Genomic DNA, 15238 nt, shown 5'->3' with positions numbered 1-15238 from the left:
AGCTTGCCCAACTGACCCGCAGACTGCGGCGTCAAAGCAACCCGACACTCGCCAGGATATATCTCCTTGGGTACTCCAAGTTTCATGGCCATCCCTCAGTGCTTCTTTTTCTTTTTCGGCGGCATCAGATCGGTGATGGTGCCTTCGAACATTTCAGCCGCGAAGTTCACCGTTTCTGACAGCGTCGGATGCGGGTGAATGGTGTGGCCCAGATCGACGGCATCGGCGCCCATCTCGATGGCCAGGGCGGCCTCGGCGATCAAATCCCCTGCGTTGGTGCCGACGATCAGCGCGCCGATCAGGCGGTCGTCTTCGGGATCGAACAGCAGCTTGGTCATGCCTTCCGACCGGCCATTGGACAATGCCTTGCCCGACGCCGCCCAGGGGAACACGCCCTTTTCGTACTTGATGCCCTGCGCCTTGGCCTGGGTTTCGGTCATGCCGGCCCACGCAACCTCGGGATCGGTATAGGCGACCGAGGGGATCACCCGCGCATCGAAATGGCGCGGATCGCCGTTCGCGGCTTCGGCCGCGACCTTGCCCTCGTGCACGGCCTTGTGCGCCAGCATCGGCTGTCCCACCACGTCGCCGATGGCATAGATGTGGGACACATTGGTGCGCTGCTGGCTGTTCACATGGATGAACCCGCGATCGTCAACGGCAACACCGGCGGCATCGGCGGCAATGAGCTTGCCATTGGGCTTGCGGCCCACGGCAACCAGCACCTTGTCAAACGTGTCGTTGGACACATTTCCCGAGGTGTCCTCGAAGGTGACCTTCAGGCCCGCGTCCGAGGCTTCCATCGCTGTGACCTTGGTCTTCAGCAGGATGTTCTCGTAGCGTTTGCCGATGCGGGTGTGCAGCGGCTTGACGATGTCCTTGTCCGCACCCGGAATGATCTGATCCATCAGCTCCACGACGGTGATCTTGGAACCGAGTGCATCATAGACACAGGCCATTTCCAGGCCGATGATGCCGCCACCAAGGATCAGCATCCGTTCAGGGATGTCCTTGAGTTCCAGCGCGCCGGTGCTGTCGATCACCCGCGGGTCGTCATGCGGGATAAAGGGCAGCGTCACCGGTTCGGAGCCGGCCGCGATGATGCACTGGTCGAAGCTGACCGTCTTGGTGCCATCGTCGCCGGTGACCTCGATCATGTTCGGGCCGGTGAACTTGCCGGTGCCGGTGACGATCTGAACCTTGCGGCCCTTCGCCAGACCGCCAAGACCGCCGGTAAGCTGACCGACGACGCCTTCCTTGAACTTGCGCAGCCCGTCCAGATCGATCTCGGGCTTGGCAAAACTCACGCCATGGGCGCCCATCTCCTCGGCCTCGGTGATGACCTTGGCCACATGCAGCAGCGCCTTGGACGGGATACACCCGACGTTCAGACATACGCCGCCAAGCTGCGGATCCCGCTCGATCAGGATGACTTTCTTGCCCAGATCCGCCGCGCGGAAAGCGGCGGTATAGCCGCCGGGGCCAGAGCCCAGAACAACGACCTCGCCGTGAAGATCGCCCTGCTGGCCAGCGGCCAGGGGAGCGGGGGCTTCGACGACCGGGGCTTTTTCCGGGGCAGCGGGGGCTGTGGAAGATGCGGCAGCCGGTGCCGCAGCGGCGCCACTGGCCCCTTCCAGAACCACGATCAACGTGCCCTGGGAAACCTTGTCGCCCTCGGACACCTTGATTTCCTTGACCTTGCCCGCTGCGGGGCTGGGCACTTCCATGGTGGCCTTGTCGGATTCCAGTTCCAGCAGCGGATCTTCCGCCGCCACGGTGTCGCCCACGGACACCAGGATCGACACCACCGGCACATCGGTGAAATCGCCGATGTCGGGCACGGTCACCTCGACCGATCCGCCGCCACTTGCGGCCGGAGCGGCAGCTTCGGCGGCGGGGGCCGGGGTCTCAACGGCCCCGGCGCCCGCCCCTTCGGCTTCCAGCACGATGATCACCGAGCCTTCGGAAACCTTGTCACCTTCGGCGACCTTGATTTCGGTCACCTTGCCTGCAGCGGGGCTGGGCACTTCCATGGTGGCCTTGTCGGATTCCAGCTCGATCAGCGGATCTTCCGCGGCGACGGTGTCGCCCACTGAAACCAGGATCGAAACCACGGGGACTTCGGCGAAATCACCGATATCGGGTACTTTGACGTCCATTGATCTCTCTCCCCTTACCACATCAACTTGCGCATATCGCCCAGCAGGGTCTTGAGCGTCACGCAGAAGCGTGCGGCCAAAGCCCCGTCGACGGCGCGGTGGTCATAGGACAGCGACAGCGGCTGCATCAGGCGCGGCACGAATTCCTCGCCGTTCCAGACGGGCGAAATCTTCGACCGGGTCAGGCCGAGGATCGCGACTTCCGGCGCGTTCACGATGGGCGTGAACGAGGTGCCGCCAATGCCACCCAGCGACGAGATGGTGAAAGTGGCGCCCTGCATGTCGGGGCCTTTCAGCTCGCCCTTGCGGGCCTTGGCCGACAGCTCCATCAGATCCTTCGAGATTTCCACCAGGCCCTTGCGATCCGCATCCTTGATCACCGGCACCATCAGGCCATTCGGTGTATCTGCTGCAAAACCAATGTTGTAGAAGTCTTTCTTGATCAGCTTGTCACCATCGGGATGGATCGAGCTGTTGAACTCCCAATGCTCTTTCAGGGCCGAAACCGACGCCTTGATGACAAAGCTCAGCAGGGTGACGCGATAGCCGTTGTCCTTGGCCATCGTGTCCATCTCCTTCCGGTATTTGTCCAGATCGGTGATGTCGGCTTCGTCGTTGTGGGTGACATGCGGGATGTTCAGCCAGGCGCGGTGCAGCGCGGGGCCCGAGATCTTCTTGATCCGGGGCATGTCCACGTTTTCGACCGGACCAAACTTCGAGAAATCCACGACCGGGATCGGCGGGATGCCCATGCCGCCCGAGGCCGGAGCCGCGCCGGCAGAAGGTGCCGGGGCCGAGGTCTTCTTGAAGAAGCCCGCCACGTCCTCGCGCAGGATACGTCCCTTGCGGCCCGAGCCATTGACCTTGCTCAGATCGACGCCCAGTTGACGCGCGAAGGCGCGCACCGACGGCGAGGCATGGGCCTTGGAAAAGCCCGCATCCGTCACGGCGGACGAAGACGAAGCGGCGGGTGCGGCAGCAGGGGCCGCAGCGGGCGCTTCGGTTTTCGGAGCCTCGGCGGGGGCTGCTTTCGGCGCATCGCCCGCGCCCTCGCCTTCCAGGATCAGGATCAGGCTGCCTTCGGAAACACTGTCGCCTTCCGCAATCTTGATCTCTTTCACCACACCGGCGGCCGAGCTGGGCACTTCCATGGTGGCCTTGTCGGATTCCAGTTCCACCAGCGGATCCTCGACGGCGACGGTATCGCCGACGCTTACCAGGATGCTGACAACCGGCACGTCCGAAAAATCGCCGATATCTGGTACTTTAACTTCGATGGTCATCTCATTTGTCTCCTCGTTCCGGGTTTCCCGGCGGCGCTTCCCCCGCGCTGTCCGGGTCCGGTCACAGTTCGTATCGTGTCGCGCCGGGGCCGTCCCGGCGCGAGATGGGCCGCGCGCCTGGATCAGACCAGGCGCGGATTGGGCTTGTTGCCGTCGATGTCGTATTTCTTCAACGCCGCCGTCAGCTCGTCCGTCGAGACCTTGCCGGCCTTGTACAGATCAGTCATGGCTGCCGCCGCGATGTGGTTGGCATCCACTTCGAAGAACCGACGCAGGTTCACGCGGCTGTCCGAGCGGCCGAAGCCGTCGGTGCCCAGAACGCTGAGCGTGCGGCCGTCCGGCACGAACCCGCGGATCTGCTCCACGTAGTTCTTCATGTAGTCGGTGGCAGCCACGATCGGTCCGCGCGACCGTTCCAATTGATCGGTCACGAAGGCCTTGCGTTGCTCGGCCAGCGGGTTCAGGCGGTTGAAACGCTCGGTGTCCTGACCATCGCGGGCCAGTTCGTTGAACGAGGTTGCCGACCAGATTTCCGAGGTGACCCCGAAATCGGCTTCCAGCATCTCGGCCGCCTTGATCGCCTGCACCAGAATGGTGCCCGACCCCATCAGCGTCACATGCTTGTCGCCGGGCTTCTTCACATCCTTGAAGCGATACAGGCCCTTGATGATGTCCTGCTCCACCCCCATCGGCATGTCCGGATGGCTGTAGTTCTCGTTCATCAGGGTCAGGTAGAAGAACACGTCGTCCTGATCGACATACATCCGCTGCAACCCGTGATGGACGATGACGGCCACCTCGTAGCTGAAGGTCGGATCGTAGGTGATGCAGTTCGGGATAGTGCTGGCCAGAATATGGCTGTGGCCATCCTCGTGCTGCAGGCCTTCGCCGTTCAGCGTTGTGCGTCCCGCGGTGCCGCCCAGCATGAAGCCGCGCGCCCGGCTGTCGCCGGCGGCCCAGGCCAGGTCGCCGATCCGCTGGAACCCGAACATCGAGTAGTAGATGAAGAACGGGATCATCGGCACGCCGTGCACCGAATACGACGTCGCCGCCGCGATCCAGTCGGCCATGGCGCCGGCCTCGTTGATGCCTTCCTGCAGAACCTGACCGGTCTCGGATTCCTTGTAGTACATCATCTGGTCGGCGTCTTCGGGAGTATAGTGCTGCCCGAGCGGGTTGTAGATCCCCACCGAGCGGAACAGACCCTCCATCCCGAAGGTGCGGCTTTCATCCGGCACGATCGGCACGACCTGCTTGCCGATGTTCTTGTCGCGCAGCAGCGTGGTCAGAATGCGGACAAAGGCCATGGTGGTCGAGATTTCGCGGTCGCCGGTGCCTTTCAGCTGGCCGTCGAACTTCTCCAGCGGCGGGATCGCCAGTTTCGGCGTGTCGCGCCAGTGTCGCTGCGGGAATGCCCCGCCCAGAGCCTTGCGGCGATCCGACAGATAGGCTTTCTGCGCGTTGTTCAACTGAACGAAGGGCGCTTTCGGCAGATCCTCGTCGCTGACCGGGATCTCGAAACGGTCGCGGAACGCGCGCAGCTGATCCTCGGCCATCTTCTTTTGCTGGTGGGTGGTGTTCTGGCCCTCGCCAGCGGTGCCCATGCCATAACCCTTGACGGTCTTGACCAGCAGGCAGGTCGGCTGCCCCTTGACCTCGGTCGCGCGTTTGAAGGCGGTATAGACCTTCTGCGGGTCGTGGCCACCGCGGCGCAGAGCCCAGATCTGATCGTCGGTCCAATCCTTCACCAGTTCCGCGGTTTCGGGATACTTGCCGAAGAAATGCTCGCGGATATAGGCGCCGTTCTTGGATTTGAAGGTCTGGTAATCGCCATCGACCGTTTCATCCATCAGCTGGCGCAGGCGTCCGCTTGTGTCTTTCTCAAGCAGTTCGTCCCAACCCTTGCCCCAGAGAAGCTTGATCACTTCCCAGCCGGAGCCGCGGAATTCGCCTTCCAGTTCCTGTACGATCTTGCCGTTGCCGCGCACCGGCCCGTCCAGACGTTGCAGGTTGCAGTTGATGACGAAGATCAGGTTGTCGAGCTTTTCGCGCGCTGCCAGGTGGATGGCGCCCAGGCTTTCGGGCTCGTCCATCTCGCCGTCGCCGAGGAAGCACCAGACCTTGCGGTCGGCCATGTCGATATGGCCGCGGTTGTGCATGTATTTCATGAACCGCGCCTGGTAGATCGCCATGAGCGGACCCAGGCCCATCGACACAGTCGGGAACTGCCAGTAATCCGGCATCAGCCAGGGGTGCGGATAGGAGCTGAGGCCCGAGCCGTCCACTTCCGAGCGGAAGTTTTCAAGCTGCTCTTCGCTGATGCGCCCCTCCATGAAGGACCGCGCGTAGATGCCGGGGATCACATGCCCCTGGAAGAACACCAGGTCGCCGCCGTGGATGGCCGACTTGGCGCGCCAGAAGTGGTTCAGACCGACATCATACAGGGCCGCAGACGAGGCGAAGGAGGCAATATGACCACCGTATTCGCTGCTTTCCTTGTTGCGGCGCACGACCGTCGCCATGGCGTTCCAGCGGTTGATGGTGCGGATGCGCCATTCCATTTCCTGGTCACCAGGCATCTCTTCCTGATCGTCGGTGGGAATGGTGTTCTGGTAAGGCGTGGTCGCCGAAAACGGCAGTGTCGCGCCAGCGGCGCGGGCCTGTTGCACGGCGCGATCCAGCAGGAAGTGAGCCCGGTTTGCTCCGTCCCGTTCGATCACATCCGAAATGGCTTCTTGCCACTCCTGTGATTCAATCGGATCAATGTCGGTTTGTTTAGTCATAGAACAAGGTCCCCTTTCCTCTCCTATCCATGACCCTTGCACATTCGGCAAAGGCGTCAATGCTTAACCGCCTTGCAACTGCCCTTGCGGCAGGAAAGCGATCGGTGATCTCGTGGCCGGGACATTTCATTGCGCGTCGGACACCCTTCGGTTAACCAATTTTGCGCGCAATAATATTTCCCCTCCCCTAGTTATTGCTACACAAATTCAATATCTTGCAAGAATTTATGTCAGCATGCATTCCCTACCAGATCTCTGGACATTGCGCACCTCCTGCCAGTGCATACCCGACCAGCGCGCTATGCATATCACGCCCTGACCTATGCTGTGTCTGCATATCGTCTGTTCCGGGAGGTCTTGCCGATGCCCGGATTGAACGTGTTGGTGGGATCGCAGGACCGGTAGAACTCGGCCAGGTCGGGCTTGGCGGCGTACAGATGCCCGACGTTGTGTTCGGCGGGATATTCGGCGCCGCGTTGATCAAGGATGGCCAGCATGGCCGCCTTCAGCGCCTTTGGATCGGCCCCTTTCCGGACGATGTAGTCCTGATGCAGCACGTGGCACATGAAGTGGCCGTAGTAGAGCTTGTGCACCAGGTCGCGGGTGATTTCCTCGGGCAACTCCTCCAACCAGTCGCGATCGTTGCGGCGCAGGGCGATGTCCAGTGCCAGAATGTCCTCGACCTCATCGGCATGTACCGCCTGATAGCGCACCGCCGCGCCCGCTGCCGCGAACCTGTGCAACCCGGCGATCTTGGCCTCGCGATCCGTGCATTCGAAGAAATCCCCCTCGCGGTCTGCGAACAGGGTTTTCAGATAGGCCGCTGCCTCGTCGATGCCGTCATCATGCATCTTCAGGATCAGGTGATGCTCGAACCGCTGGCGCCAGTCCCGCATCCGCTTGGGCAGGATATCCGGCCACAGCCGGCTGAGCCCCTGCATCATGCGGTCGGTGGCGCCACGCAGGCCGGGGATCTTGTTCAGCCGCGCATCCATCGCGCCTTTCATGGCAAAGAACATCGGCAGCCGGTCGGTGCCCAGCTTGTCGATCATCACCACGGTGTCCTTGCCGTAGCGATCCGAGATGTCGAACACCTCGGCATGCATGTATTCGGCGCTGACCGGCAGGGTCGAGAATTTCGACAGGATATGGCGGCGCAATTCGGTCAGATCCGCGGGATCATTGGTGCCGATATAAAAGGTCTTCTCGGCGTCGTTCTTCGGATAGGTGTCCAGCCGCACCGCGAACACAGCCAGCTTGCCCGCGCAGCCCGCGGATTCATACAGGCGTCGCTTGTCGGCGTTGAACCGCGCCGGTGTGGCGGCATCCACATCGCGCACCCGCTTGCCATAATCGGTGTCCGAGGCCCGGCGGTTGGTCGGATCCAGCCCGTCCTTCTGAAATTCTCCGCGCTCGACCCGCGTCAGGATCTCTTCCGGGGTGTCGCCAAGGTCCAGACCCAGATGATTGACCAGTTCGATCTGGCCGTCTTCGGTCACCCGCGCAAACAGCGACAATTCGGTATAGGACGGCCCGCGCTCCACCAGCGCGCCGCCCGAGTTGTTGCACACCCCGCCAATCACCGAAGCGCCGATGCAGGACGAGCCGATCACCGAATGCGGCTGCCGCCCCATGGGGGCCAACAGCTTTTCCAGCGCAAACAGGGTCGAGCCCGGCAGCCCCACCACCTGCCGCCCGCCATCCAGCGAATGCAAGGCGTCCATGCGGTTGGTGTTGATCAGCACCACGTCGCGGTCATAAGTGCCCTTCGGGGTCGACCCTTCTGTCAGACCGGTATTGGCCGCCTGCATGATGATGATCTTGTCGGCGGCCACACAAGCCTGCAACACGCGCCATTGTTCCAGCAGAGACCCCGGCCGCACAACCGCCAGAACATCGCCCTCGCCCGACCGGAATCCCTTGCGGAACCGCTCGGTCTGTTTCGCTCCGGTCAGCACATGGGCCTTGCCCACAATCGACTTCAGCGCCGCGATCAGATCCGTGTCTGTCATTGGTGCGCCTCCCCGCGCTCAGTAAGCAACTGACTGACGCCGGGTTGCAAGGGCCGCTTTGCCGAAAACCTGCGCCAGTTTGGCATGGCCGTGGGTGAAAGACGGGTCGGGCACGGGCGAATTGGCATCTCAGGCATCCTTTCCAGCGGTCAGGTTGCGGCACGGAGGTCTATCCTCGTGGTATATTTTATTTACCACTATGCCGCTTTACGGTGGCCATAGCACTGTTTCGGTCCGGCTCGGGCATGACACGCTGTCGCAGCAGCGTCCTGTAGTGCGTTAATTTGCCGGCTCTAGCCATTGAACAGGATGCGCTTTCTCGGCAGTGTACGAGGAAATTTCGCTGAACCCGCCTGACGGAGGCGATACAGGGGTGGTACAGTAAATGCACCTCGCCCGTTTCGATCAAGGAGACCTCCATGGAAAATGTCCGCGCCCTGCTGACGCCGATCGATCATCATTCGGTCGCCGAAAGTGTTGTCGAACAGATCGAGGACATGATCCTGGCCGGTGTGCTGAGCGAAGGCCGCCGCCTGCCCTCGGAACGCGAGATGGCCGAAACGCTGGGCGTATCGCGTCCCAAGTTGCGCGAGGCACTGAAGGCGCTGGAAGAGCGCGGACTGCTGACGGTCCGCCATGGCGAAGGTTCCTTCATCGCGCCGCTGACCGGCAAGGCCATGTCCGACGCGCTGATCGAGTTGTACGGCCGGCACGGCACCGCCTTCTTCGACTACCTGGAATACCGCCGGGTGCAGGAATCCTTTGCGGCGCGCCTGGCCGCGGACCGGGCGACCAAGACCGACAAGGCCATCATTCAACAGTATCTCGATGCACTGGCGCGGGATCTGGAACGGGGCGACAGCGATGCGTCGCACCACCACGACGTAAAGTTTCATGCGGCCATCGTGGCGGCCAGCCACAACGCAACGCTGATCCACATGATGCGGTCGATTTATGACCTGTCCAGGCAGTCGGTGTTCTACAATCGCGCCTACCTGCGCACCATCGACGGCACGGGGGAATTGCTGCACAAGCAGCACACTGCCATCGCCGAGGCCGTATGCGCCCATGATCCCGACCGCGCGGCGAAGGCCGCCGAAGCGCATATCGATTTTGTCGAGCAGTCCATGCGGATCGGTCTGGATCAGGCGCGCCGCGAAGCCATCGCCGCCAAACGCGCGGCCCTGCTGTCAGAGGATCTGCCGACCCGGCCCGAACACAAGTGAGAAATCAGGACGGTCCCTGCACCCGCAGGAAAGCATCGCGGAACCCAAGACCCCGCAGGTCTCGCAGACCTGCCTGCGCCTGATCCGGATCGCCAAGCGGGCCGACAAACAGCACCCGCAACCGGCTTGACCCGCGCGGGAAATCCTGACGCAGCACCGAAAAACCCGCCTGCTGCAAGGCCACCACAATCTCGTCGGCCTTGCGGGTCGAGGTGAAGGCCCCGACCTGCGCATAGCGGCCATCCTGCGGAAAGGTCGGACTGACGCCGCGTCGGGTCGGTGCCAGTGCGGGCAATGCATCGGAAGGCGAAAGGTTCGGATCAACCTCGGCCACCGGTGGCGGGGCATCGCACACCGGTTGGCCGTCGATGCCGATCACCTCGGCCCACAGCGTCTGACCGGCGAGCTGGGCGCGCCAGAAGTGACAGCCGGCGCTGTCTACATACTCGGGACCGGTGAAATCCTCGGGCGGCACCTCGACCGGTCCGGCCTGCGCGGCCTGCGCCAGCCCGGCCAGAACAATCGCCAGCGCTTGCCCCCGCATCGCCCTGCCCCCGGTCACTTGGTGCCGAACATGCGGTCGCCCGCGTCGCCCAGACCGGGGTAGATATAGCCCTTGTCGGTCAGCCCGCTGTCCACCGCCGCCGTGACGATGGGCACATCCGGATGCGCTTTTTTCATCCGTTCGATGCCTTCGGGCGCGGCCAGCAGGCACAGGAAGCGGATATTGGTGGCCCCGGCCTCTTTCAACAGATCGATGGCCGCGACCGAGGAATTGCCGGTGGCCAGCATCGGATCGACGGCGATCACCAGCCGATCCTCCAGCGCCTCGGGCACCTTGAAGTAATATTGCACCGGTTCCAGCGTTTTCTCGTCGCGATAGAGACCGACAAAACCGACGCGGGCCGAGGGGATCAGTTCCAGCACCCCGTCCAGCAGCCCGTTGCCCGCCCGCAGGATCGAGATCAGCGCAAGCTTCTTGCCGTCCAGCACCGGCGCGTCCATTTCCATCAGCGGGGTTTCGATCTGCTCAAGCGTCATCGGCATGCCGCGGGTGATCTCATAGGCCAGAAGCTGGCTGATCTCGCGCAACAGTCGGCGGAAAGAACCGGTCGAGGTTTCCTTGTCCCGCATCAGGCTGAGCTTGTGCTGCACCAGCGGGTGATCGACCACGGTCAGATGAGGAACATCATGCAGGGTCTCGGACATCGTCAGCCTCCAGCAGTTTCAGCAGCCGCGCGCGGGTCTCGGCATCGCAGAACGCGGCCTTCGCGGCGGTGACATTGATGGCCTGAAAATCCTCGGCCTGCCAGTCGAAAACTTCCGCAAGCCGGTCGTATTCGCGGCTGAGGCTGGTGTGGAAGAACGGCGGATCGTCGGTGGACACGGTCACCGGCACCCCGGCCCGGCGCAACTGGTCGATGGGATGAGATGTCCAGTCGGGAAACAGCCCCAGTTTCAGGTTTGAGCCCGGGCAAACCTCAAGCACCGTGCCGCTTTCGGCCAACCGGTCGATCAGCGCGTGATCCTCGGCGGCGCGCACCCCGTGGCCGATACGGGTCACCCGCAGATCATCCAGCGCGCCGCGCACGCTGTCGGGTCCGCCGAACTCGCCGGCGTGTACGGTCAGGCCCAGTTCGGCCTCGCGCGCCAGATCGAAACTGTAGGCAAAGTCGCGGGGCTTGCCCATGCGCTCGTCCCCGCCCATGCCGAAGCCGACGATCCAGTCGCCGGCGGTTTCGGCGGCGCAAAGCGCGGCCTGTTTCGCCACCTCCGGCCCCATGTGGCGGATCGCGGTGACGATGCCGCGCAGAGTGACGCCGTGGCGAGCTTCGGCCCGCGCGGACGCCTCCTGCATGGCGGCCAGGTAGTCGCGCCAGCCATCCACGTCATGGTTGCCGCAGAAGGCCGGGCTGACGAAAACTTCCGCGTAGATCACCCGTTGTTCGGCCAGTCCCTCGGCCACCGCCGTCACCAGCCGGGCATAGTCCTGCGGGGTTTTCAGGACCGAGGTCGCGGCCTCATACACCTGCAGGAAATGCCCGAAGTCGCGAAAGGCAAAGCGGCCCTGCGCGTCGAACACACGCTCCAGCCTTTGATGCTTTTCCTCTGCCAAGCGCCGGATCAGCTCGGGCGGGGCCGCCCCTTCCAGATGCAGGTGCAACTCGATCCGCTTATCACTCACAGAAAGCTCCTTCCCGGTCCCTGTGCCGGGACGCCCAGATGCGCCGCCACGCTGGCCCCGACATCGGCAAAGGCCCGATACCCAAGATCGCCGCGCCCTGCCTGCCCCTTGATGCAGCCCAGGATCGGCACCCGTTCGCGGGTGTGATCGGTGCCGCGCCATGTGGGATCGTTGCCGTGGTCGGCGGTGATCAAAAGCAGATCGCCGTCGCGCAAAGCTTCCAGCAGGCGGCCGATTTCCGCGTCTACCCATTCCAGCGCGCGGGCGTATCCCGAAACGTCGCGGCGGTGTCCATACAGGCTGTCGAACTTCACCAAGTTGGTGAAGGTCAGCGATCCGGGTTCGGCCTGGTCGACGGCGCGGTGCAGGGCGGCCATCAGGTCGGCGTCCGGCCCCTTGACCACGTCGTCTATACCCTCCCCCGAGAAGATGTCCTTGATCTTGCCGATGGCATGCACCTTGCGCCCCGCCCCTTGCACCCAGTCGCACAGGGTCGGCGCGGGCGGCGCGATGGCGAAATCCCGGCGGTTGGCGGTGCGGGTGAACCCGTCTTCCGGCGTGCCCACGAAAGGCCGCGCGATGACCCGGCCCACCCGCATCTCGTGCAGGATCGGGGCGGCGGCGCGGCACAGGTCCAGCAGGCGATCCAGCCCGAAATGCTCTTCATGGGCGGCGATCTGAAACACGCTGTCGGCGGAGGTATAGCAGATCGGCCAACCGGTACGCAGATGCGCGGCGCCCTCTTCGGCGATGATGGTGGTGCCCGAGGCATGGCGGTTGCCCAGCAGGCCGTCGGTGCCCGCCAGGTCACAGATGCGGGCGGTCAGATCGGCGGGAAAGGCCGGATCGGTGTCGGGGAAATAGTGCCAGTCCCAGGGCACCGGCACACCGGCCAATTCCCAATGACCCGAGGGCGTGTCCTTGCCTTGCGACACTTCTTCCCCGGCCCCAAAGACCGCATCGGCCCGCAGCGCGCCCGTGTCGCCCAGCACCGCGCCGGTCGAGGCCGCCATGACCCGCCCCAGCCCCAGCGACGCCAGAACCGGCAGATGCAACGGCCCGCTGCGGCCTTCCTCGGCCCGGCCGCCGGCACAGGCGCGGGCGATATGGCCCAGCGTGTCGGCCCCCGCATCGCCGAAGTCGGCGGCATCGGGCGCGCCGCCGCAGCCCACGGAATCGAGTACCACCAGAAAGGCACGTGTCATGCGTTCACCCGTTCATGGATCAGTGGCGGCGTTGCTGTCTTCTCGCCCACCTGAATGGCGCGGCGAATGGCGTCTGCCGCATCCTCGGCATCGGCTTCGGTGGCGGCATGCACAAGACACAGCGGATCGCGCGGGCCAAGCTTCTGGCCCAGCAGCACCACCTCGGTCAGGCCGACGCGGGGATCTATGGCGTCGCCCGCGTGGCGCCGCCCGCCGCCCAGGTTACGCACCACCTCGCCCAGCGAGACCCCGTCGATGGCACAGACATGGCCCGAGGCGCCTGCCGCGACCGGGCGGATCACCGGCGCGGCCGGAAGGTATCCGTCGGGATCGTCCAGCAGGTCGGCGGGCCCGCCCAGGGCGTGCATCATGCGTTCGAACCGCTCGGCCGCCTGCCCGTTTTGCAAAACCTCTAGGGCGGCCTGCGCGGCCGCCTCGGGCGTGGCATAGGCGCCGGCCAGTTCCAGAAGCTCGCCGATCAGGGCCAGTGACAATTGGCACAGACGGTTGTCGGGGCGCGGGTCGCGCAGCACTTTCAGCACCTCGTGCAGTTCGACCGCATTGCCGACCGCCGGGGCCAGCGGCTGGTTCATGTCGGTGATCAGCGCGCGGGTGGCGCAGCCCGCGCCATTGGCGGTGCGGGTCAGCGCCTTTGCCAGGTCGCGCGCCTGTTGCGGAGTTTTCATGAAGGCCCCGCTGCCGCCCTTCACGTCCAGGATCAGCGCCCGCGCCCCGGCGGCCAGTTTCTTTGACAGGATCGAGGCGGTGATCAGCGCCTGACTTTCCACCGTCGCGGTTTCGTCGCGCAGCGCATAAAGACGCCGGTCGGCCGGCGCGATGGTGTCAGAAGCCCCGACCACGGCACAACCGACCTCGGCCACCAGCCGTTGCAGCCGAGCGCCCGACACGGTGGTCTCCACCCCGGCCACTGCCTCCATCTTGTCCAGCGTGCCGCCCGTGTGGCCCAGACCCCGGCCCGACATGAAGGGCGCATAGGCCCCAAGGGCCGCCACCACCGGCGCCACCACCAGCGAGGTGCTGTCGCCCAGCCCGCCGGTGGAATGCTTGTCCACCACCGGCCCCGGCAGATCCCAGGACAACACCCGCCCGCTGTCGCGCATGGCGATGGTCAGGGCCACGGTCTCGGCCTCGCTCAGCCCGGCCTTGCAGACGCCCATGGCAAAGGCCCCGCCCTGCGCATCGCTGACGGTGCCTTCGGCCAGCCCCACGGCGAAACCCGCAAGATCGACGTCGCTCAGCGGGTCGCCCTCGCGCAGCCTGGCCAGAACAAGCCGCGGGTCCATGGCTCAGGCCCCGTCCATGTCCGATTGCGTGAATGCCCCCGGCAGCAGCGCGCCGATGGTGGTGTCCTCGACCAGCCCGCCGGTTGTGGCCAGGGTGACCTTCACATCAGGCCCACCGAATTCCGCCAGCTTCTGGCGGCAGCCGCCACAAGGCGGCACCGGGCGCGGGCTGTCGGCGATCACCGCCACCGCTTGCAACCGTGTGTCCCCGGCGGCAATCATCGCGGCGATGGCCCCGGCCTCGGCACAGGTGCCCTCAGGATAGGCGGCGTTTTCCACATTGCAGCCGCGATGGACAGTGCCGCTGTCGGACAGCACCGCCGCCCCAACCTTGAAGCCCGAATAGGGCGCATGAGCATTCTCGCGCACGGCGCGGGCTTCGGCGATGAGATCCATCCGATCCTCCGTCTGTTCGGGCCAGATTGCGGCGCGTTCCGGCCCATTGCAAGGCCCGCCCCGTCGGATCGCCCGGAAGTTCCATTAACAGGCCGCTGAAAAACTCTGACCTCGACGTCCGCCGCGGAACATGATTCATCGGCGCCACGGTATGGACGGAGGTGGCGATGCGTGGATCAGACGAAACGACGGGATCGCTGTTCAGCTAGGTCGATCTCGAGGAGCGCATCCCGACCCGGCATCCACTGCGCAAGATCAGGTCCGTCGTCAACGATGCGCTGCGCTCGTCGGATGCTGAGTTCGACCGGCTCTATGCCGGTGAGGGCCGTCCCTCCATCGCGCCGGAACGGCTGATCCGGGCCAGTCTGCTGCAGATCCTCTACTCGATCCGGTCCGAGAGGCAGCTCATGGAACAGATGGATTACAACCTGCTGTTCCGTTGGTTCGTGGGCCTGGGCATCGACGATGCGGTCTGGGTCCCCACGGTGTTCACGAAGAACCGCGACCGGCTGCTGACCACTGACATGTCCCGCAAGATCATGGCCGCCATCCTGGCGCATCGAGAGGTGGCGCCGCTGCTGTTCGACGATCACTTCTCGGTTGACGGCACGCTGGTGAAGGCCTGGGCCTCGATGAAGAGCTTCCAGCCGAAGGTCAACGGGGCGCCCAACGGGGACGACGATCC

12 protein-coding genes are annotated in these 15238 nt (G+C 64.2%); 2 read left to right on the top strand and 10 right to left on the bottom strand.

Going from position 1 to position 15238, the window contains the following annotated elements; all coding sequences use genetic code 11:
• Positions 1 to 95 precede the first annotated feature (95 nt).
• The 4 genes from lpdA to dld form a co-directional block, all read right to left on the bottom strand.
• On the bottom strand, positions 96 to 2159 hold the full coding sequence (lpdA, locus tag AB0T83_RS19050) for a dihydrolipoyl dehydrogenase (protein ID WP_366194800.1): 2064 nt from the start codon (positions 2157 to 2159) through the stop codon (positions 96 to 98).
• A 14-nt stretch (positions 2160 to 2173) separates the two neighbouring features.
• Positions 2174 to 3565, bottom strand: a complete 1392-nt coding sequence (gene aceF, locus AB0T83_RS19045) for a dihydrolipoyllysine-residue acetyltransferase (RefSeq protein ID WP_366194802.1) — start codon at positions 3563 to 3565, stop codon at positions 2174 to 2176.
• On the bottom strand, positions 3565 to 6225 hold the full coding sequence (gene aceE / locus AB0T83_RS19040) for a pyruvate dehydrogenase (acetyl-transferring), homodimeric type (protein ID WP_366194799.1): 2661 nt from the start codon (positions 6223 to 6225) through the stop codon (positions 3565 to 3567). The genes aceF and aceE overlap by 1 nt, the downstream gene beginning before the upstream one ends.
• Positions 6226 to 6545: 320 nt before the next feature.
• On the bottom strand, positions 6546 to 8237 hold the full coding sequence (gene dld, locus AB0T83_RS19035; protein WP_366194798.1) for a D-lactate dehydrogenase: 1692 nt from the start codon (positions 8235 to 8237) through the stop codon (positions 6546 to 6548).
• A 419-nt stretch (positions 8238 to 8656) separates the two neighbouring features.
• On the opposite strand from dld, the gene AB0T83_RS19030 reads away from it, so the two are divergent.
• A complete protein-coding gene (locus tag AB0T83_RS19030) occupies positions 8657 to 9463 on the top strand; it encodes a FadR/GntR family transcriptional regulator (protein WP_366194797.1) in 807 nt (268 codons plus the stop codon).
• A 4-nt stretch (positions 9464 to 9467) separates the two neighbouring features.
• On the opposite strand, the gene AB0T83_RS19025 is transcribed toward AB0T83_RS19030, so the two are convergent.
• Genes AB0T83_RS19025 through AB0T83_RS19000 form a run of 6 tightly spaced genes read right to left on the bottom strand, consistent with a single transcriptional unit; the run spans position 9468 to position 14553 of the window.
• Positions 9468 to 10007, bottom strand: a complete 540-nt coding sequence (locus AB0T83_RS19025; protein ID WP_366194796.1) for an SPOR domain-containing protein — start codon at positions 10005 to 10007, stop codon at positions 9468 to 9470.
• 14 nt (positions 10008 to 10021) lie between these two features.
• Entirely contained in the window at positions 10022 to 10672 is a 651-nt protein-coding gene (upp, locus tag AB0T83_RS19020; RefSeq protein WP_366194795.1) for a uracil phosphoribosyltransferase, read from the bottom strand.
• The gene (locus AB0T83_RS19015) at positions 10653 to 11648 is read right to left on the bottom strand and encodes an adenosine deaminase (RefSeq protein WP_366194794.1); all 996 of its coding nucleotides are present in this window, start codon (positions 11646 to 11648) and stop codon (positions 10653 to 10655) included. Before AB0T83_RS19015 ends, upp begins: the two co-directional genes overlap by 20 nt.
• A complete protein-coding gene (locus AB0T83_RS19010) occupies positions 11645 to 12853 on the bottom strand; it encodes a phosphopentomutase (protein WP_366194793.1) in 1209 nt (402 codons plus the stop codon). Before AB0T83_RS19010 ends, AB0T83_RS19015 begins: the two co-directional genes overlap by 4 nt.
• Positions 12850 to 14157, bottom strand: a complete 1308-nt coding sequence (locus AB0T83_RS19005) for a thymidine phosphorylase (protein ID WP_366194792.1) — start codon at positions 14155 to 14157, stop codon at positions 12850 to 12852. Before AB0T83_RS19005 ends, AB0T83_RS19010 begins: the two co-directional genes overlap by 4 nt.
• A 3-nt stretch (positions 14158 to 14160) precedes the next feature.
• The gene (locus AB0T83_RS19000) at positions 14161 to 14553 is read right to left on the bottom strand and encodes a cytidine deaminase (RefSeq protein WP_366194791.1); all 393 of its coding nucleotides are present in this window, start codon (positions 14551 to 14553) and stop codon (positions 14161 to 14163) included.
• Between the two features lie 227 nt (positions 14554 to 14780).
• Here AB0T83_RS19000 and AB0T83_RS18995 point away from each other — a divergent pair.
• Positions 14781 to 15238 (top strand): transposase (locus tag AB0T83_RS18995; protein ID WP_366194801.1); only part of this gene is annotated, 458 nt, incomplete at its 3' end.

Source organism: Meridianimarinicoccus marinus (genome assembly GCF_040689105.1).
Lineage (GTDB): Bacteria > Pseudomonadota > Alphaproteobacteria > Rhodobacterales > Rhodobacteraceae > Meridianimarinicoccus > Meridianimarinicoccus marinus.
This window is presented reverse-complemented; position numbering and strand designations above follow the sequence as displayed.

What these genes read in the sequence shown, in the direction of transcription:
- aceE (WP_366194799.1), bottom strand. Translation starts at nt 6,225, where the DNA reads ATGACTAAACAAACCGACATTGATCCGATTGAATCACAGGAGTGGCAA.
- AB0T83_RS19010 (WP_366194793.1), bottom strand. Translation starts at nt 12,853, where the DNA reads ATGACACGTGCCTTTCTGGTGGTACTCGATTCCGTGGGCTGCGGCGGC.
- AB0T83_RS19030 (WP_366194797.1), top strand. Translation starts at nt 8,657, where the DNA reads ATGGAAAATGTCCGCGCCCTGCTGACGCCGATCGATCATCATTCGGTC.
- AB0T83_RS19000 (WP_366194791.1), bottom strand. Translation starts at nt 14,553, where the DNA reads ATGGATCTCATCGCCGAAGCCCGCGCCGTGCGCGAGAATGCTCATGCG.
- AB0T83_RS19005 (WP_366194792.1), bottom strand. Translation starts at nt 14,157, where the DNA reads ATGGACCCGCGGCTTGTTCTGGCCAGGCTGCGCGAGGGCGACCCGCTG.
- upp (WP_366194795.1), bottom strand. Translation starts at nt 10,672, where the DNA reads ATGTCCGAGACCCTGCATGATGTTCCTCATCTGACCGTGGTCGATCAC.
- dld (WP_366194798.1), bottom strand. Translation starts at nt 8,237, where the DNA reads ATGACAGACACGGATCTGATCGCGGCGCTGAAGTCGATTGTGGGCAAG.
- AB0T83_RS19025 (WP_366194796.1), bottom strand. Translation starts at nt 10,007, where the DNA reads ATGCGGGGGCAAGCGCTGGCGATTGTTCTGGCCGGGCTGGCGCAGGCC.
- lpdA (WP_366194800.1), bottom strand. Translation starts at nt 2,159, where the DNA reads ATGGACGTCAAAGTACCCGATATCGGTGATTTCGCCGAAGTCCCCGTG.